At 68.7% G+C, this 17,218-nt stretch carries 17 protein-coding genes; 11 read left to right on the top strand and 6 right to left on the bottom strand.

Going from position 1 to position 17,218, the window contains the following annotated elements; genetic code table 11:
* The first annotated feature begins 102 nt into the window (after positions 1–102).
* Positions 103–294: a hypothetical protein gene (locus tag L324_RS36530; protein ID WP_037319830.1), complete on the top strand. Its 192-nt coding sequence runs from the start codon at positions 103–105 to the stop codon at positions 292–294.
* 52 nt (positions 295–346) lie between these two features.
* Here L324_RS36530 and L324_RS36535 read toward each other — a convergent pair whose 3' ends face one another.
* The 3 genes from L324_RS36535 to L324_RS36545 all read right to left on the bottom strand — a co-directional run bounded on the left by L324_RS36535 (position 347) and on the right by L324_RS36545 (position 2,831).
* Positions 347–802 carry an ester cyclase gene (locus tag L324_RS36535; protein WP_037319832.1) on the bottom strand — a complete coding sequence of 152 codons (456 nt, stop codon included), beginning with the start codon at positions 800–802 and terminating at the stop codon, positions 347–349.
* Complete coding sequence (locus tag L324_RS36540; RefSeq protein ID WP_235783750.1) at positions 799–1,647, bottom strand: hypothetical protein; 849 nt, start codon at positions 1,645–1,647, stop codon at positions 799–801. The genes L324_RS36535 and L324_RS36540 overlap by 4 nt, the downstream gene beginning before the upstream one ends.
* Positions 1,648–1,808: 161 nt before the next feature.
* Entirely contained in the window at positions 1,809–2,831 is a 1,023-nt protein-coding gene (locus L324_RS36545) for an SdiA-regulated/phytase-like domain-containing protein (protein ID WP_051174303.1), read from the bottom strand.
* Positions 2,832–3,023: 192 nt separating this feature from the next.
* Here L324_RS36545 and L324_RS36550 point away from each other — a divergent pair, with 192 nt between their 5' ends.
* The 4 genes from L324_RS36550 to L324_RS36565 are packed head-to-tail and all read left to right on the top strand — an operon-like array spanning position 3,024 to position 6,463.
* Positions 3,024–4,424 (top strand): fatty acid desaturase, encoded by a 1,401-nt coding sequence (locus L324_RS36550; protein WP_037319838.1) that lies wholly within the window; start codon positions 3,024–3,026, stop codon positions 4,422–4,424.
* A complete protein-coding gene (locus L324_RS36555) occupies positions 4,421–4,615 on the top strand; it encodes a ferredoxin (protein WP_007029462.1) in 195 nt (64 codons plus the stop codon). Before L324_RS36550 ends, L324_RS36555 begins: the two co-directional genes overlap by 4 nt.
* 2 nt (positions 4,616–4,617) lie before the next feature.
* On the top strand, positions 4,618–5,826 hold the full coding sequence (locus L324_RS36560) for an NAD(P)/FAD-dependent oxidoreductase (RefSeq protein ID WP_037319840.1): 1,209 nt from the start codon (positions 4,618–4,620) through the stop codon (positions 5,824–5,826).
* 1 nt (position 5,827) lies between these two features.
* Entirely contained in the window at positions 5,828–6,463 is a 636-nt protein-coding gene (locus L324_RS36565) for a TetR/AcrR family transcriptional regulator (RefSeq protein ID WP_037319841.1), read from the top strand.
* A 78-nt stretch (positions 6,464–6,541) separates the two neighbouring features.
* Here the strand turns inward: L324_RS36565 and L324_RS36570 are convergent, their stop codons facing one another.
* Positions 6,542–7,522: an ArsR/SmtB family transcription factor gene (locus L324_RS36570; protein WP_235783751.1), complete on the bottom strand. Its 981-nt coding sequence runs from the start codon at positions 7,520–7,522 to the stop codon at positions 6,542–6,544.
* A 66-nt stretch (positions 7,523–7,588) separates the two neighbouring features.
* On the opposite strand from L324_RS36570, the gene L324_RS36575 reads away from it, so the two are divergent.
* Entirely contained in the window at positions 7,589–8,794 is a 1,206-nt protein-coding gene (locus L324_RS36575; RefSeq protein WP_037319844.1) for an MFS transporter, read from the top strand.
* Here L324_RS36575 and L324_RS36580 read toward each other — a convergent pair.
* Positions 8,786–10,825: an MMPL family transporter gene (locus L324_RS36580; RefSeq protein ID WP_051174306.1), complete on the bottom strand. Its 2,040-nt coding sequence runs from the start codon at positions 10,823–10,825 to the stop codon at positions 8,786–8,788. The genes L324_RS36575 and L324_RS36580 overlap by 9 nt on opposite strands.
* A gap of 106 nt (positions 10,826–10,931) precedes the next feature.
* Between L324_RS36580 and L324_RS36585 the strand changes: the two genes are divergently transcribed.
* Positions 10,932–11,405, top strand: coding sequence for a MarR family winged helix-turn-helix transcriptional regulator (locus L324_RS36585; protein ID WP_037319846.1), 474 nt, complete (start codon positions 10,932–10,934; stop codon positions 11,403–11,405).
* Positions 11,406–11,453: 48 nt separating this feature from the next.
* A complete protein-coding gene (locus L324_RS36590; protein ID WP_037319848.1) occupies positions 11,454–12,908 on the top strand; it encodes an SDR family oxidoreductase in 1,455 nt (484 codons plus the stop codon).
* 15 nt (positions 12,909–12,923) lie between these two features.
* Here L324_RS36590 and L324_RS36595 read toward each other — a convergent pair whose 3' ends face one another.
* Positions 12,924–13,922, bottom strand: coding sequence for a LacI family DNA-binding transcriptional regulator (locus L324_RS36595; RefSeq protein WP_081736585.1), 999 nt, complete (start codon positions 13,920–13,922; stop codon positions 12,924–12,926).
* A gap of 141 nt (positions 13,923–14,063) precedes the next feature.
* On the opposite strand from L324_RS36595, the gene L324_RS36600 reads away from it, so the two are divergent.
* Genes L324_RS36600 through L324_RS36610 form a run of 3 tightly spaced genes read left to right on the top strand, consistent with a single transcriptional unit; the run spans position 14,064 to position 17,217 of the window.
* The gene (locus L324_RS36600; RefSeq protein WP_081736584.1) at positions 14,064–14,993 is read left to right on the top strand and encodes a carbohydrate ABC transporter permease; all 930 of its coding nucleotides are present in this window, start codon (positions 14,064–14,066) and stop codon (positions 14,991–14,993) included.
* Positions 14,993–15,856, top strand: a complete 864-nt coding sequence (locus L324_RS36605; protein WP_037319852.1) for a carbohydrate ABC transporter permease — start codon at positions 14,993–14,995, stop codon at positions 15,854–15,856. Before L324_RS36600 ends, L324_RS36605 begins: the two co-directional genes overlap by 1 nt.
* Before the next feature lie 23 nt (positions 15,857–15,879).
* Entirely contained in the window at positions 15,880–17,217 is a 1,338-nt protein-coding gene (locus L324_RS36610; protein WP_051174307.1) for an ABC transporter substrate-binding protein, read from the top strand.
* Position 17,218 lies beyond the last annotated feature (1 nt).

The raw sequence follows: 17,218 nt of genomic DNA on the forward strand, positions 1-17,218 counted from the left end.
GAAAAGCACGAAGCCGGAATGATGGATAGCACTGGATGCGAAGGCCCTGGTGACGGACGATTTCGCTGCCGACGAAACACCGAACGCCTGGGAGCGAGTCGCATGACGAACGAAACCACCGACACCATCACCCTGCTCTTCACCGGCCTCGGGATCGACACCACGAAGGCGGGCAGCGAGATCGAACTCGTGATCGACCGCTTCGACAACTGGACCGACAAGGCGCGGGTGGACGTCTTCGGGTGCTTCACCGGCGCTTGCTGTACCGCTCCGCCGCTGGCCGAAGCCAAGTGACCCGCTGATCACGTCTCGCGTCCTCCGGCGGGCGCGAGACGTGACCGCCGGTTCAGGCCTCGCCCGCCGCGAGCATCGTCAGCAGTTCGGCATGTCCGGCCTGGGTGATCAGGCCGGCGGCGTCGAAATAGACCCGCTCGTTGGTGATCCTGTCGTCGTCGAAGAAGAACACCGCGATGATCGGCACGCGGAACGCCTTGCCGGTGGGCGGTCGGCCGTAGAACTCGCCGAGGTTGGTGCCGAGCAGATCGAACTCGACGATCACCGTTTCGTCGGCGAAGTGGTAGCGGACGTTCTCGTGCCGCTGGTCCGGGAAGGCCGTGCGGGTCATGCGGTAGTAGCCCATGACCTCTTCGTCACCGTCGAAGATCTGCCCGGTCGCCATGATCTCGTAGCGCGGGTGACCGTTGAAGGTGCCCAGTGTGCGGTCGAACTCCTGGGTCACCTCGGTGTCCATATGCTCTTCGATGATCTTGAGGCGCCGCTCGCGCAGGTCTTCGGTGATCACTGTTCCTCCATGATCCGGAGCCTACCGCCCGCGGCTTCGTCGTCGGTTCCGTAGAGCAGGCGATCGCACGAACGCGACAGACAGGTCATCGCCTCGATCTTGTGCCCCGGGAAGTTCCCGATCTCGGCCGGGGCGGGGGAGAGCGCGATCGAACCGTCCGGGCGCAGCACGCCTGCCGCGTAGACGGCGGAGTCGAACGGGCCGTCGTCGCCGGGGTCGGAGGCGGACGAGATCAGGACACGGCCGTCCGCGGTGATCTCGACGTCCGAGGCGTGCCGGACGTCGGTGGTGGGATACGAGACGCGGAACGGGATCGACTTCGGCTTCTCGAAGGACAGCTTCGGCACCGAGAACGCCGCGGAGTACAGCGTCGCCGGGCGAGCGTCCTGGCCCCGGTCCGCCCAGACCGCGAACAAGCGGTCATTCACCTTCTTCAGTGCGAAACTCTCGTAATTGTCGCCCGGTTCGCCTTTCGGCAGGAGAAACGTGCCGAGTACTTTCAGTCGCCGGTCGTTCAGCTTGACGTGAAAGCCCTTGCCATCGCTGGCCAAGGCGATGAATTCGCCCGCTTTACCCGGCACGGCTTCGGCCGCTTCCAGGTCGACCGGAAGTTCGCCCGGCCAGGCGACAGGGTCCACCTTGGACACATGGCCGCCGTCGAGCCGGACTCGCACCGCCCGGTTCTCCCCGGGTTTCTTGTTGTCCCGCAGGACGAGTGCGTCGACGCGGTCATCGCCCTGGCTCAGCACGGCCACCCCGCTGGCGCCCGAGGTCATCCCGGTGCCGATGGATTCCCAGCCGTCACCCGCCGAAGCGGCGGACGGCAGGAGCAGGGGTAAAGCCACTATCGGAAGAATGGCGAGCGGAGTGAGTTTCATGCCGACAAACTAGTGCACCGATCGGGGCGGACAAATGCCGAATTCGATGCAATCAGGTGGTCGTGAGTGGTAATGACGGTTCTAACCGTCATTACCACTCACGACGCACTCGCGAGACGCGTTGCCGGTCAGCAGGGCAGGGTGCCGGCGCGGAGCGCGTGGCCTCCTTCGTTCCCGTCGTCGGCCCAGATCACCTGCTTGCTCCCGGAGGAACAGGTCGACGCGGGCGCGATGGCGAAGCCTTCGTTGTTGTAGTCCGGCATCCCGCTCGGCCGGTCGTACGTGCCGGTCACGGCGAACTTGCCGGTCGCGGAGACGGCGAGCGTCGTCGAATCGCCGCCGCAGTTGTCGTCGCAGACCGCCCACAGCTTGCCGGTCGAAGCCTCGAACTCCAGTTCCATGATCGAGTCGAGCCCGCTCGCGAAGCCGGCGACACGGGTGTACTTGCCGCCTGCCTGGTCGAGTGCGTAGGCGTAGATCATCCCGTTGCTCTCGAGCCCGACGAAGTAGAGGCCGCTGCCGTGGCCGGGATAGGCGGCCGGGTCGTACGGCGCGTTCGTCCGCCCGTCCACGAACCCCTTCGCGGTGAGGACGCTGTCCGGAACCCAGGAGACGGCTTCGAGGCCGTCGTTCGCCGAAACCTTCGGCAGGTCCGCGGTCAGGTTCCATTCCGCTTTGGCGGTGAGGCTCTTCGCGGTACCGGACACGTCGTACCGGAGCACCTTGAGTGCGCTCGTGTTGTCGTTGTCGCCGTCGCGTTCGGTGGCCACGACCACGCCGTCCGGGGTGGCCACGACGGCTTCGGCGTCGGGGTCGCCCTTGCCGTCGCGGTAGCGCAGGGATTTGCCGGACGACCAGCCGTTCGCGGTGTCGGGCTGCCATTTCGTGCCGTTGCGCACGAGGCGGTACAGCGTGCCGGGCCCGTTCTTCACCGCCCACAGGACGCTGGGGCTCTCGAAGGACAGGCCACTCAGGTTGCCGCCGAGGACGTTCGAGCCGTCGGCGTTCGTGACCGCGGACGAGCCCGGCCATGGGCTGTTCGCCGCCTCGGCGGCGGTCGCGGTGGTGGCGGTGGTGGCGGGCAGGACCAGCAGGGCGACGGACAGGGCGGCCGTGGCGGCGGGTCGGATCATGCGGGGTGATCGGGGCATTCGCGCTCCTCCGGGGCGGACGAAGGTGAACCGCGGCGTGGTGCACAAGTTAAGTAACTTTCCTAACGAAGAGAAGATAACGCCAATTTCTCACGAAGGGAAGCAACGGCAGGTTTACAAAAGATGATGACTTGTCAAACCAGGTGTACATCACCTACAGTTTTGTAAACCCAGCCAACGGAGGAGGGTGCGATGAGCGAGATGACGGGCACGGTCCCGGCGGGCTCGACCGAACGATGGACGGACCGCAAGCGATACCTGTGGCTGATCGGGCTGGTGGTGCCTTCGCTCGCGTTCCTCGCCATCGGGCTGCACGCGGCCACCGGCTGGGGCGTGTGGTTCTGGATCGGGCCGATCGTGATCCTCGTCGTCGTCCCGCTGATCGACCTCATCGCCGGACTGGACCGTGACAACCCGCCGGACGACGTCATCGAACGGCTGGAGCGGGACCGCTACTACCGGTGGATCACCTTCGCGTTCCTGCCCATCCAATACGCGGGCTTCGTGGTCGCGTTCTGGCTGATCGCCCGCGGTGATCTGTCCGTTGTGGACAAGGTCGGCCTGGCGATCTCGATCGGCTGTATCGGCGGTATCGGCATCAACACCGCGCACGAGCTGGGGCACAAGAAGGAGAGCCACGAACGCTGGCTGTCGAAGATCGCGCTGGCGCAGAGCTTCTACGGTCACTTCTACATCGAGCACAACCGCGGCCACCACGTCCGGGTGGCGACCCCGGAGGATCCGGCCAGCAGCAGGGTAGGGGAGAGCTTCTACCGGTTCTGGCCGCGTACGGTGTTCGGCTCGCTGAAATCCGCGTGGGGCCTGGAACGCAAGCGGTACGCGCGCCGCGACCGGCATCCGTTCCGGATCGGTAACGACGTGCTCAACGCCTGGCTGATGTCGGCGGTGCTGTGGGCGGCGATGACCGTGTGGCTGGGCCCGGGAATCCTGCCGTATCTGGTGATCCAGGCCGTGATCGGCTTCTCGTTGCTGGAGGTCGTGAACTACATGGAGCACTACGGCATGCGACGGCAGAAGGTCGGCCCGCCGAACCGCCGCCGCTACGAACGGGTGGATCCCAGCCACAGCTGGAATTCCAACAACATCGCCACCAACGTCCTGCTGTACCACCTGCAGCGGCACAGCGACCACCACGCCAACCCGACCCGCCGCTACCAGACGCTGCGCGACTTCGCGGAATCACCGGTACTGCCGACGGGATACGCCGGGATGATCGTGCTGGCCCTGTTCCCGCCGGTCTGGCGCCGCGTGATGGATCCGCGGGTACTCGCGCATTTCGACGGCGACATCTCCCGGGCCAACATCCAGCCGTCGAAACGCGCCAAGATCCTGGCCCGCCACGGAACGCGCGTCACCGCGCCGTCCCGGGTGGTCGCCGACACGCACGGGGACGCGACCGAGGGCGGTATGTGCCCGGGCTGTGGCTACGTCTACGACGAGGAGCGCGGCGACCCGCGTGAGGGCTTCCCCGCCGGAACGCCGTGGTCGGCGATCCCGGATTCGTGGTGCTGTCCGGACTGCGGGGTGCGGGACAAGGTCGATTTCGTGGCACCGGGAAGGGTCGGAGCATGATGAAGATCGAGGCGGACCGCGCGAAATGCGACGGCCTGGGCATGTGCGAGGCGATGGCACCCGACTTCTTCGAAGTGGGTGACGACGGCACCGTCGTGGTGCTCGACGAACGGCCCGGCGAGGAGCACCGGCAGGACCTGTCGGCCGCCGTCGACGCCTGCCCGGTCCTCGCGCTGAAACTGCGGGACTGATCATGGCCCTGGTCGTGGTGGGAGCGTCGCTGGCGGGCCTGCGCGCGGTGGAGGCCGCGCGTCGCGACGGGTACCGCGGGCGGATCGTGCTGATCGGCGCGGAGGAGCACCCGCCCTACGACCGCCTTCCGCTGTCGAAATCGTTCCTCGGCGCGGAAGGACCCGGACAGGTCGAGCCGTTCCACAGCGTGTCCGCGCTGCGCGACGAGCTGGGTGTCGACGTGCTGCTCGGCGCGCCCGCGGACGGGCTCGACACCACCGCTCGCGAGGTGTCGGTGGCGGGCCGGACCGTGCCCTATGACGCGCTGGTGATCGCGACCGGGGCCACCGCGCGGCGACTGCCGGGAAGCGAGGGGATCGCCGGGGTCCACCCGCTGAGGACGGCCGAAGACGCCCTCGCGATCCGGGCCGCGCTCGATCGCGGGGCGCGCACGGTCGTCATCGGGGCGGGTTTCATCGGCTCGGAAGTCGCCGCCGCGGCGAGAAAACGCGGGCTGCCCGCGACGATCGTGGAAGCACTCGACGTGCCGCTCGCCCGATCCGTCGGGGCCGAGGCCGGTGCGGTGTGTGCCTCGCTGCACCGGGAGGCGGGGACGGACCTGCGGTTGTCCACGGAGGTCACCGGCCTGGAGTCAGCCGGTGGCGCGGTGACCGGCGTCCGGCTCTCGACCGGTGAGGTGCTGCCCGCGGAGCTGGTGGTCGCCGGTATCGGCGTCGTCCCGGCGACCGGCTGGCTGGCCGGGAGCGGGGTGCCGCTGCACGAGCGCGACGGCGGCGTGGTGTGCGACGCGACGCTCGCGACCGGGGTCCCCGGCGTGTACGCCGCCGGCGACGTCGCGCATGTCGAGAACCCGTTGTTCGATGGCGAGTCGATGCGGCTCGAGCACTGGACGAACGCCGCGGAGCAGGGTGCCGCGGCCGCTCGTCACGCGCTCGCCCCGGAGTCGGCTCGGGCGCTGACACCGGTGCCGTACTTCTGGTCGGACTGGTACGACCACCGGATCCAGTTCGTCGGCACGCCGCGGGCGGACGAGGTGGTGACCGCGGTCCCGGCTTCCGGCGGGTTCACCGCCTTGTACCGGCGCGGGGACCGGATCGTCGGCGCGCTGACCGTCGACCGGCCGCGCGAGATCATGAAGTACCGCCGCCACATCGCCGGACGGGCGCCGTGGCCCGAGGCGCTGGCGTTCGCGGCCGGGACGGCGGCCTAGAATGACGATCATGAGCGAGGCACCGTCAGTCGCGGTCACGGGTGGCCCGTACCGTCAGCCGATAGTCGCGTCGGCGATCGAACTGACCGTGCGTTCCGGCTGGTCCTCGGTGACGATGAGCAAGCTGGCGGAGATCGTCGGCGTCAGCCGTCAGACCGTCTACAACGAGCTGGGTTCCAAGACCCAGCTGGCCGAAGCGATGATCTCGCATGAACTCGCCCGGTTCCTCTCGGTCGTCCGGGACGCCTTCGAACGGCACCCCGACGACCTCGTCGAGGCGATCCACGACGCCGTACGCGGTGTCCTCGAACTCGCCGACGACAATCTCCTGCTGCGCGCCATCGTCTCGGCAACGCACGGCGCCGACACCGAGCTGCTGCCGCTGCTGACGGTCCGGGCGGGCAGCTTGCTGAGCGAAGCGACGGTCATGTTGCGCGGGCGCGTCCGCGCCTACGACCCGCCGCTGGACGCCTCGCAGCTGGACGTGGCGATCGACGTCGTCGTCCGGACCGTGCTGAGCCACATCATGCAGCCGTCCGACACCCCGGCACGCACGGCCGACGCGCTCGCGTGGATGGCGTCGCGCGTACTCGGCACGAGCACCACCCGCTCACTGCGGCATCCTCCGCGGGACTAGCGCCGCACTCCGCCTCGTGAGTGGTAATGACGGTTCTAACCGTCATTACCACTCACGAGACTGTCTGCACTCCGAGCGTCAGAGCAGGCGCTCGCCGAGCGGGGTCGTCAGGTAGAGGACGCTGCGGCCGGAGCGTTCCCGAGCGACGAGGCCGCTGTCCCGCAGAACCTTGAGGTGCTGGGAAACGGCGCTCGGAGTCACGCCGAGGGCCCGCGCCAGATCGGTCGTGGTCGCGGGGGAGGACAGCGCCGAAAGGAGATCGGCCCGCGTTCGGCCCAGCAGCCGGACCGTGGTGGATCCGGGTGAGCGGGTTCCGGCGCTCCACAGGGTGCCGGTGCCCCGCGCCGGATAACGGATCGTGGTCTGGGTCGAGGTGTTCTCCTTGACCAGGACGTACGGCGAGCCGAGGACGACCGGCATCAGCACGAGACCGCCCGGTCCCCGCGCGACGACGCGATGCTGATCGCGCCACCGCTCGCCTGCCAGGAGCACGCGATCGTCGTGCCAGCGCAGATCCGGATGGAGGTCCGCGAACAACCGCTCCGCACCGCCCGCGGTCAGCGCCCGGGCGTGGTACCCGACGTCGGCGTCCAGCACCGCCCGGATCCGCGGCCAATGCGGTGCGACGAGGCGGTCGTGGGCTTCGCGCAGTTCGTCGGCGACCTCCCGCAGACCGGAGCGAGGGTTGTCGGCGAGTGCCGCGGCGGCGCGGGGCAGTCTCGCGCCGAAGACCCGGTCGAGACTGGCTCTCACCCGGTCTTCGGGAGTTCGCCGCAGCGCGCCGAGGTCGTTCTCGAGGGAATCCCCCGAGTCCCGCGGGGCCGGGACGAGGAACTCCGGCCAGCCGAGTCTGCCGGTCACGAGCAACGGCCACGTCCGCGGCAGGTCGAGTGGCTCGCGATCGAGTTCCTCGCGCGCCCACCGAAGCCAGGGCAGGTTGACGGCGTTCCGGTCGATCCCGGCGAGCTGCTGCAGACAGGCCACGGTCTCGGACAGCGGCGAGATCGCGAACCGGGTCGCGGCCAGTTCGGCGACACCGAGTTCGATGGTCATCGGCATCGCCCGAGTATGTAGCCCAGTGCTAAATGGTGTCCCCGGAACGCCGGACGTCGCCACGATCCGATCATGCGCACTCTGCCCCGCACCTACCGGCGACTGTGGTGGGCCACCGGGATCGACAGCCTCGGGAACGGCGTCTTCACCGCGGCGCTGCCGTTGCTGGCCGTGACGGTGAGCCGCGACGCGAGGGACATCGCCCTGGTTTCCGCCGCGACGTACCTGCCGTGGCTTCTGCTCTCGCTCACCGCCGGCTCCGTGGTCGACAGGGTCGACCGGCCCACCCTCATGTGGCGGACACAGACGCTCCAGGCCCTGATCGTCGGCGTGCTCACCGCGCTCGTCGCGACCGGAACCGTCAGCGTGCCCGTGCTCGTCGTACTCGCGTTCGCGCTGGGATCGTGCGACGTCTTCTACGACAACGCGGCGCAAACGGTGCTTCCGGATCTGGTCGCGAAGAACAGGCTGCACCAGGCGAACGGCAGTCAGCAGGTGGCGATGATCGTCGGCAGGCAGTTCCTGGGGCCGCCGCTGGGGAGCCTTTTGTCCACTCTCGCCTGGACGCTGCCGTTCGCCGTCGACGCCGTGTCGTTCGTCGTCGCTGCGATGCTTCTGGCCAGGCTGCCCAAGCGGCGACACGCGCCCTCGGAACGGGTGAAGGTCCTCGATGGACTCCGCTGGCTTCGGAAACATCGCCTGTTGCGTGCTCTCGCCTTGCTGCTCGGGATCAACACCTTCTGTGGCCAGCTCGGGAACGCGACCCTCGTGCTGTTCGTGACCGACGCGCTGCATCTCGGCGCGGGCGTGTTCGGCGTACTCCTCGCCGGGGCGGCACTCGGCGGCATCGCGGGCGGACTGGTGATCACGCGGCTGGTCGCCCGGCTCGGCGACCTCCGGGCGCTCCTCGTCTCGCTCGCCGTGAACGCCCTCGTCTTCATCGGCATGGGATTCAGCCCGAACGCGGTCGTGCTCGGCGGATTCTTGGCGGTCAGCGGTTTCGTGACGACGGTCTGGAACGTCGTCACCGCGGGCGTACGGCAACGCATGGTGCCGTCTGCCCTGCTCGGCCGCGTCAACAGCGTGTACCGGCTCCTCGGCTGGGGACTGATGCCGCTCGGCGCCCTGTCCGGTGGTCTGCTCGCGCACCGGTTCGGGATTCGCGTTCCTTATCCCGTCGCGGGGGTGGTGCGCGGCCTCGCGCTGGTGGCCGCGCTTCCCGTGCTGAGGCCGGCGATCGAGGCGCCGACCAACAGCAGCGTCACTCGCTCACCGTGATGGCCGCGCCTCGGCTTTGGCGAGCTTCGACGGCCACCAGATCTTCCGGCCGACGTCCACCGCCAGAGCCGGTACCAGCAGCGAACGCACCAGAAGCGTGTCGAGCAGGACGCCGAACGCGACGATGAACGCCAGCTGCGCCAGGAAAAGGATGGGCAGGACGGCCAGCGCGGCGAAGGTCGCGGCGAGCACGACGCCTGCGGACGTGATCACGCCGCCGGTGACGCGCAGACCGCGCAGTGTCCCTTCCCGCGTGCCGATCCTGCCCGCCTCTTCGCGGACCCGCGTCATCAGGAAGATGTTGTAGTCGATCCCCAGCGCGACAAGGAAGACGAAGCCGAACAGCGGGACGACCGGGTCGGCGCCGGGGAAGTCGAAGACGTGGTTGAACACCAGTGCCGAGACACCCATCGTCGCGGCGAAGGACAGCACCACCGTGCCGATCAGCAGCAGTGGCGCCAGCAGCGAGCGCAACAGCAGGGCCAGCACGAGGAAGATCACCACCAGGACGATCGGGATGATCACCATCCGGTCGTGCTCGGACGTCGTCCTGGTGTCGAGGAGGGTCGCCGTCGGCCCGCCGACCTTCGTGCCCTCGACCGGATGCACGGCCGCGCGGATCCGTTCGACCGTCGCGACGGCGGCGTCGGAGTCCGGGGGATCGGCCAGTACGGCGTCGATCTTCACGAGCCCACCAGCTTCGGTGCCTTGCCGTACGTCCGAGACGCCGGGCACGCGCGCCAACCCGGCGACCGTCTGCGCTTGCGCCGCCGGCGTGATGATCACCGTGGGGGAGCCGGAGCCGCCGGGGAAGTAGCGGGAAAGGACCTCCTGGCCCGCGACGGAGTCGACCGGCGTGAGGAAGACGTCCGACTGCGCGGTGCCGGAAGCCTTGAGCTGCGGCAGGAAGGCGCCGCCCGTGAGGAGGACGACGGTGGTGACGATCCAGATCGTGCGGGGAGCGCGGGCGACCCAGCCGGAGACGCGGCCCCAAAGCCCGCCGGTCTCTTCGCGGGAAGTGGTCACCGCCGGACGGAAGGGCCAGAAGGCGTTGCGCCCGCACAGGGCCAGGACGGCGGGGAGGAAGGTGACGGTGGTGAGGAAGGCGGCGCCGATGCCGATGGCGGCGACCGGACCGAGTCCCTTGTTGGAGTTCAGGTCGCTGAACAGCAGGCAGAGGACGCCGAGGATCACGGTCCCGGCGGAGGCCGCGATCGGCTCGATCGTCGAACGCCACGCGGTGCGCAGGGCTCCGCGGGTGTCTTCGGTCGTCCGGAGTTCTTCGCGATACCGCGAGATCATCAGAAGCGCGTAGTCGGTGGCGGCGCCGAAGACGAGGATGAAGAGGATCCCCTGGCTCTGCCCGTTCAACGCCAGGACGTCGTTGTCCGCGAGCAGGTACACCGCGAGACTCGCCGTCCCGAGGGCGAACACGGCCGAGAGCAGGACGAGCAGCGGCAGCAGCGGGCTTCGGTAGACGATGATCAGGATGAGCGCGACCACCGCGCCCGCGACCAGGAGCAGCAGCCCGTCGATCCCGCCGAACGCCTCCTTGAGGTCGGCGACCTGCGCGGCGGGGCCGGTCACCAGCACCTTCAACCCGTCGGGCGTCTCGCGGGCGAGTGCGTCGCGCAGGGCTTCGACGCCGTCGCCGGGGTCGCTCGTGGCGTCCAGCGGTACGACCACCTGTGCGGCGGCGGCGCTGCCCGGTGCGGGGATGAGCCTGGCGTGGGAAGTCCGGTCGGCGAGGAACCTCTTGTCGCCGTCGGTCAGGCCCGACGGCCGTTCGGCGACGACGATCGCCGGGATGACGGTGGCGCTGGAGAACTGCTTCTGGAGTTCGCCGACCTCGGTCGCTTCGGCCGAAGCCGGCAGGAAACTGCTGCTGTCGTTCTCCGTGACCTGGCTCAGCTTGCCGGCGTACGGGCCGCTGAACCCGCCGAAGATCAGCCAGGTGACCGCGACGAGGGCGGGGAGCAGCCAGCGCAGACGTGACCGCGTGCGGGTGGGGCGTTCGACTTCCGAGATCATGGGCGGATGGCTCCTGTGGCAACGCTACTTCGACGAGTGAATAGTTCGACCATCGAAATAGTAGAGTGTTCACCCGGACGGGGCGAGCTGAGGGGAGATTCCGGGCATGGCCGATGACGCCGAACGGGTCACGGACGAGCTGCTCGTCCTCCTGCTGCGGCAGCTGACCGTCGAATCCGACCGGTTCGCCGAGATGTTCGGGGAGGCGCACGGCCTGCACCGGACCGACCTCAACGCGCTCGCGGTGATCATGGACGCGGCCAGGATGGGCACGCCGATGAGCCCGAGCAGGCTGGCGGAGGCCCTGCACCTCAGCGCGTCGGCGACGACGGCGGTGCTCGACCGCCTCGAACGGGCGGGCCACCTCTACCGGGACCGCAGCTCGACCGACCGGCGCAAGGTCGAACTGCGCATGCACGACCAGGCACGCCGGATCGGTGCCGAGTTCTTCCTGCCGCTGGGTGAGCGTTTTTCCGCCGCGTGGCGGGACCTGGATGAGGACGAACGCCGGACGGTCGCCCGCTTCCTCCGCGGCAGCATCGCCGCGACGGTGGAGGTCCGGGGACGGCTGGCACCCTGACGGGCCACTCGGGCTGCGCGTCGCGGCTTCGCCGGGAACACTCGGGGCATGCGATGTGTGGTGCTCGGTGCGACGGGATACGTCGGCGGACGGCTGGTGCCGCAACTGCTCGACGCGGGCCACGAGGTGCGCGTGGTGGCGCGGTCGCCGGAGAAGGTCGCCGAAGAGCCGTGGCGTGACCGCGTCGAGGTCGAACGCGGCGACGTCACCGATCCGCCGTCGATCGAGCGGGCGCTGACCGACGGCGAGGTCGTCTACTACCTGGTGCATTCCCTGGCGCGCAAGGACTTCGTCGACGTCGACCGGGAGGCGGCCCGGACGGTCGCCGAGGCCGCGAAGACGGCGGGCGTCCGGCGGCTGGTGTACCTGGGCGGCATCGTGCCCGACGACGAAAAGCTGTCGCCGCACCTCGCTTCCCGCGCCGAGGTGGGCCGGGTCCTGCTGGAGTCCGGCGTCCCCGCCATCGTCCTGCAGGCGGCGGTGATCATCGGCTCAGGTTCGGCGAGCTTCGAGATGCTGCGGTACCTGACCGAGCGGCTGCCGGCGATGGTCACCCCGCGGTGGGTGCACAGCCGCATCCAGCCGATCGCCATCCGCGACGTGCTGCACTACCTCGTGCACGCGGCGGAGCTGCCGTCCGACGTGCGAGGTGCCTTCGACATCGGCGGCCCCGACGTCCTGACCTATTTGGACATGATGCGCCGCTACGCCGTCGTCGCCGGGTTGCCGCGGCGAGCCGTCGTCCCGGTGCCGGTGCTGACGCCATGGCTTTCGGCGCAGTGGGTCAATCTCGTCACGCCCGTGCCGAAGTCGATCGCCGTCCCGCTGATCGAATCGCTGGTGCACGAGGTGGTCTGCCACGACCACGCGATCGCCGAGCACATCCCCGACCCGGAAGCGGGCCTGACGCACTACGAACACGCCGTCGAACTGGCGCTCACCCGGATCCGCAACGCCGACGTGCCGACCCGGTGGTCGGACGCGTCGACGGCCTCCGCGCCTTCGGATCCGCTGCCGAGCGACCCGGAGTGGGCGGGCGGGACCGTCTACGAGGACAAACGCGAGCAGAGGACGGACGCCTCGCCGGAAGCGCTGTGGGACGTCATCGAGTCCATCGGCGGGGAGCACGGCTGGTACTCGTTCCCGCTGGCGTGGTCGGTCCGCGGCTGGGCCGACCGGCTCGTCGGCGGCGCCGGGTTACGGCGTGGCCGCCGGGATCCGCGACGGCTGCACCTCGGCGAGGCACTGGACTGGTGGCGCGTCGAATACCTCGACCGGCCACGCCTGCTGCGGCTGCGCGCGGAGATGAAGCTGCCCGGACGGGCCTGGCTCGAACTCGGGGTCGAGTCCGATGAGGACGGTGGGACGATCTACCGCCAGCGGGCGGTGTTCGAACCACACGGTTTCGCCGGGCACGCGTACTGGAAGGGGATCGCGCCGTTCCACGGCGTCATCTTCGGCGGCATGGTCCGGAACATCACCGGGGCGGCGCAGGGAACGTGAGCGTGGCGGGTCAGCTCACCAGCCGTCTACTGTGGACCCGGGCGGCGCGGTGCTGGACCGGACGACCAGTTCGGTCGGCACGCTGATCGCGCCCGCCGCGCCCTCGTCGGCGATTTCGGCGAGCAGCGCGGCCACGGCCCGTTTCCCGACCACGTCGAACGACTGCCGGACGGTGGTCAGCGGCGGCCAGAAGTGGGCGGCCTCGTCCATGTCGTCGAAGCCGACCACGCTCACGTCGCCGGGGACCGAGCGGCCCTTCTCGTGGAACGCCCGGAGCAGGCCGAGCGCCATCTGGTCGTTGGCGGCGAAGACGGCGGTGACGGCGGGATCGCCCGCCAGCCGGACACCGTGTTCGTAGCCGGACCGTGAGGACCAGTCGCCGGTGAGCGGCGGCGGCACCTCGCGCCCCGCATCTTCGAGTGTCGCCTGCCATGACTTCCGGCGGCGCTCGGCCGCGTAGGACTCGGGCGGCCCGGCGACATGCCAGACGGTCTCGTGCCCGAGGTCGAGCAGATGCCGGGTCGCGGCGATGGCACCGGAGGCCTGGTCGAAATCGACGACCGGATGGTCGCGGCGCCCGCCCGCGTCGATGACGACGACCGGCAGCCCGTGGGGCAGCTCGATCTCGCTCTGGTCCAGCTGATGCTGCTCGATCAGGATGATGACACCGTCGACGGCCTGTTCGTCCAGCCTGCTGAAGGCACCGGACACCTCGCCTTGGGACGGCCTGGTCACCGGCATGAGGACGATCGTGAACCCCTCGACGGCGGCCGCCGACGCGACGGCGTCGAGTGTGCGGCTGTTCCCGAAGGTCGACAGCGCCGCGATGATCACGCCGATACTGCGGAACCGGCCGTTGCGCAGGGCGCGGGCGGCGCTGTTGGGCCGGTAGCCCACCTGGCGCATCGCCGCGAGCACCCGTTCGCGGGTGGCCTCGTCGACGTTCGACCTGCCGTTCGCGACCCGGGAGACGGTCTGGCCGGAGACCCCCGCTTCCCTTGCCACGTCGGCCATCGACGGCCCGCGTCCGGCCACTGTGGTCTCCTCGGAGTGCTTCTGGACATGTTTACGTCAACACGATACCCTCCGCCGGTCTGATGTTGACGTAAACATTTCGCCGAGTCGCACTTTCGCTCGGGGAATCCGGAGGGGACGATGACGTCCACAGCGGTCGCGCCCGCACAAGCGCCACCTCGCCGCGCGGCCACCGTGCGCCGCACCCGCCGCAATTGGCGCGGCTGGCTTTTCGTCGCCCCGTTCATGCTGGTCTTCGCGCTGACCTTCCTGGCGCCGATCGTCTACGCCTTCGTCCTGAGCCTCTTCCGGGACCAGGCCTTCTTCGGTGGCACGACGTTCGTCGGCGGGGACAACTACGCCCAGGTGCTCGCCGACCCGAAGTTCTGGGACTCCTTCCTGCGGGTGCTGGTGTTCCTCGCCGTGCAGGTGCCGATCATGCTGGTGCTCGCGCTGATCGCGGCGCTGGCGATCGACAGCGCGCGGCTGCACGCGTCCGGTTTCTTCCGGGTCGTGATCTTCCTGCCGTACGCCGTGCCCGCCGTGGTCGCCGCGCTGATGTGGGGCTTCATCTACGGCGACCACTTCGGACTGGCCGCCGACCTGAACCACCTGCTCGGCCGCGACGTGGTGAAACCGTTGTCGGACAACTGGATGCTCGCGTCCATCGGCAACGTCGTCACCTGGGAGTTCGTGGGCTACAACATGCTCATCTTCTACTCCGCGCTCAAGGTGATCCCCAAGGAGCAGTTCGAGGCCGCGGCGATCGACGGCGCCGGCGCGTTCCGCACCATCCTGAGCGTGAAGCTGCCCGCGCTGCGCGGCGCGATCGTCATCGCGACGATCTTCTCGATCATCGGCAGTTTCCAGCTGTTCAACGAGCCGAACATCATGCGCACTCTGGCGCCCAACGTGATCGGCACCTTCTACACGCCGAACATGTACGCCTACAACCTTTCCTTCAACGGACAGCAGTACAACTACTCCGCCACCGTCGCGATCGTGATGGGCGTGATCACCGCGATCATCGCCTACGTCGTGCAGCTGCGCGGCTCCCGGAAGGAAATGTGATGGCCACGTTTTCGGTGACGCGGCCACGGAAATCCCGCGTCCTCACCGCGGTGATGACGTTGTACCTGATCTACACGCTGGTTCCGCTGGTGTGGCTGGTGATCAACGCGACCAAGACGCAGCCCGCCCTGTTCACCACGTCGGGCCTGGCGTTCGGCGGGCCGTTCGCGCTGTTCGAGAACATCGGCGAGACCTTCACCTACGACAACGGGATCTTCCTGCGCTGGCTGGGGAACACGCTGCTCTACGTCGTCGTCGGCGCCGGGGGAGCGACCATCCTCGCCACCGCCGCCGGATACGGGCTGGCGAAGTACCGTTTCCCCGGCCGCCGCGCGGTGTTCGCGGTCGTGCTCGGCGCGGTCGCCGTCCCCGCCACGGCGCTCGCGGTGCCGACCTTCCTGATGTTCAGCAAACTCGGCCTCACCAACACCCCGCTGGCGATCATCATCCCGTCGCTGATCAGCCCGTTCGGGCTGTACCTGATCTGGGTGTACGCCGCCGACGCGATCCCGGACGAGCTGCTGGAGGCGGCGCGGATCGACGGCGCGGGGGAGATGCGGATCTTCCTCACCGTCACGCTGCGCCAGCTGGTCCCCGGGATCGTCACGGTCGCCCTCTTCACCATGGTGTCCACTTGGAACAACTACTTCCTGCCGTTGATCATGCTCAGCGAACCGAAGTGGTATCCGCTCACCGTCGGGCTCAACCAGTGGAGCGCGCAGGCGTCCGGTGCCGGTGCGCAGCCGGTCTATCACCTGGTGCTGACCGGTTCCCTGCTCACCATCATCCCGCTCGTCCTCGCCTTCCTGCTCATGCAGCGCTACTGGCAGTCCGGCCTCAGCGCGGGCAGCGTCAAGCAATGAACACCGTCCCGAAAGGACACTCGATGTCACGCATCAGCAGAAGCGTCAAGGCCGTCGCGGCCGTGACACTGGCCGTGGCGCTCGCCGCGGGTTGCTCGTCCGGCGCGGGCGGCCCGGCCACCGCCACCGGGACGCAGGATTCGGTCGACGCCGCGCTCAAGGCCGGCGGCACGATCACCTATTGGAGCTGGACCCCGTCGGCCAAGGACCAGGTCGCGGCGTTCGAGAAGGAATACCCGAACGTCAAGGTCAACTACGTCAACGCGGGTACCAACAAGGAGCAGTACACCAAGCTGCAGAACGCGATCAAGGCGGGCACCGGGGGACCCGACGTCGCCCAGATCGAGTACTACGCGCTGCCGCAGTTCGCGCTCACCGACTCGCTGGTCAATCTCGACCAGTACGGCTTCGGGTCCTTCGAGAAGGACTACGCGCCCTCGACCTGGTCCAGTGTCCGGGTGAATAACGGCCTATACGGCCTCCCGCAGGATTCCGGCCCCATGGCGCTGTTCTACAACAAAGAGGTCTTCAACAAGCACGGCATCGCCGTGCCGAAGACTTGGCAGGAGTACATCGCCGCGGCCGAGAAATTGCACGCCGCCGACCCGGGCAAGTACATCACCTCCGACACCGGCGACCCGGGCTTCGCCACCAGCATGATCTGGCAGGCCGGTGGCAAGCCGTTCACCGCCGACGGCCGGAACGTCAAGATCAACCTGGCCGACGCGGGTACCAAGAAGTGGACCGCCACCTGGAACCGGCTGGTCGAGGGCAAACTGCTCGCGCCGATCAAGGAGTGGTCCGACGACTGGTTCCGCGCGCTCGGCGACGGCACCATCGCCACGCTGGTCACCGGTGCCTGGATGCCGGGCAACTTCAAGTCCTCGGTCCCCGGCGGCGCCGGTAAGTGGGCGGTGGCCCCGATGCCGACCTACGACGGACAGCAGCCCGTCACCGCGGAAAACGGCGGCAGCACGCAGTCGGTGCTGAAGCAGAGCGGCAACCCGGCGCTGGCCGCGGCGTTCGTCCGCTGGCTCAACCACGGCAACGGTGTCAAGCCGTTCATCGCCAGCGGTGGCTTCCCGGCGACCACGGCCGACCTGAACTCGCCCGCCTTCCTCGACGCGGCCGACCCCTACTTCGGCGGCCAGAAGATCAACCAGGTGCTCAACGACGCGTCGAAGAGTGTCGCGAAGGGCTGGACCTACCTGCCTTACCAGACCTACGCCAACAGCATCTTCAGTGACACCGTCGGCAAGGCATACCTCAACGGCACCTCGCTCGACGCCGGTCTGAACGCCTGGCAGCAGGCGCTCGTGGACTACGGCAACCAGCAGGGCTTCACCGTCAGCGCGGGGTGAG

The organism is Amycolatopsis orientalis DSM 40040 = KCTC 9412, from assembly GCF_000478275.1.
GTDB lineage: Bacteria > Actinomycetota > Actinomycetes > Mycobacteriales > Pseudonocardiaceae > Amycolatopsis > Amycolatopsis orientalis.

Bases quoted from the DNA above. Each gene is read 5' to 3' on its own strand.
- L324_RS36575 (WP_037319844.1), top strand. From the start codon at position 7,589: ATGCGCACTCTGCCCCGCACCTACCGGCGACTGTGGTGGGCCACCGGG.
- L324_RS36610 (WP_051174307.1), top strand. From the start codon at position 15,880: ATGTCACGCATCAGCAGAAGCGTCAAGGCCGTCGCGGCCGTGACACTG.
- L324_RS36560 (WP_037319840.1), top strand. From the start codon at position 4,618: ATGGCCCTGGTCGTGGTGGGAGCGTCGCTGGCGGGCCTGCGCGCGGTG.
- L324_RS36545 (WP_051174303.1), bottom strand. From the start codon at position 2,831: ATGCCCCGATCACCCCGCATGATCCGACCCGCCGCCACGGCCGCCCTG.
- L324_RS36530 (WP_037319830.1), top strand. From the start codon at position 103: ATGACGAACGAAACCACCGACACCATCACCCTGCTCTTCACCGGCCTC.
- L324_RS36600 (WP_081736584.1), top strand. From the start codon at position 14,064: ATGACGTCCACAGCGGTCGCGCCCGCACAAGCGCCACCTCGCCGCGCG.
- L324_RS36550 (WP_037319838.1), top strand. From the start codon at position 3,024: ATGAGCGAGATGACGGGCACGGTCCCGGCGGGCTCGACCGAACGATGG.
- L324_RS36605 (WP_037319852.1), top strand. From the start codon at position 14,993: ATGGCCACGTTTTCGGTGACGCGGCCACGGAAATCCCGCGTCCTCACC.
- L324_RS36555 (WP_007029462.1), top strand. From the start codon at position 4,421: ATGATGAAGATCGAGGCGGACCGCGCGAAATGCGACGGCCTGGGCATG.
- L324_RS36590 (WP_037319848.1), top strand. From the start codon at position 11,454: ATGCGATGTGTGGTGCTCGGTGCGACGGGATACGTCGGCGGACGGCTG.
- L324_RS36585 (WP_037319846.1), top strand. From the start codon at position 10,932: ATGGCCGATGACGCCGAACGGGTCACGGACGAGCTGCTCGTCCTCCTG.
- L324_RS36565 (WP_037319841.1), top strand. From the start codon at position 5,828: ATGACGATCATGAGCGAGGCACCGTCAGTCGCGGTCACGGGTGGCCCG.
- L324_RS36570 (WP_235783751.1), bottom strand. From the start codon at position 7,522: ATGCCGATGACCATCGAACTCGGTGTCGCCGAACTGGCCGCGACCCGG.
- L324_RS36595 (WP_081736585.1), bottom strand. From the start codon at position 13,922: ATGGCCGACGTGGCAAGGGAAGCGGGGGTCTCCGGCCAGACCGTCTCC.
- L324_RS36580 (WP_051174306.1), bottom strand. From the start codon at position 10,825: ATGATCTCGGAAGTCGAACGCCCCACCCGCACGCGGTCACGTCTGCGC.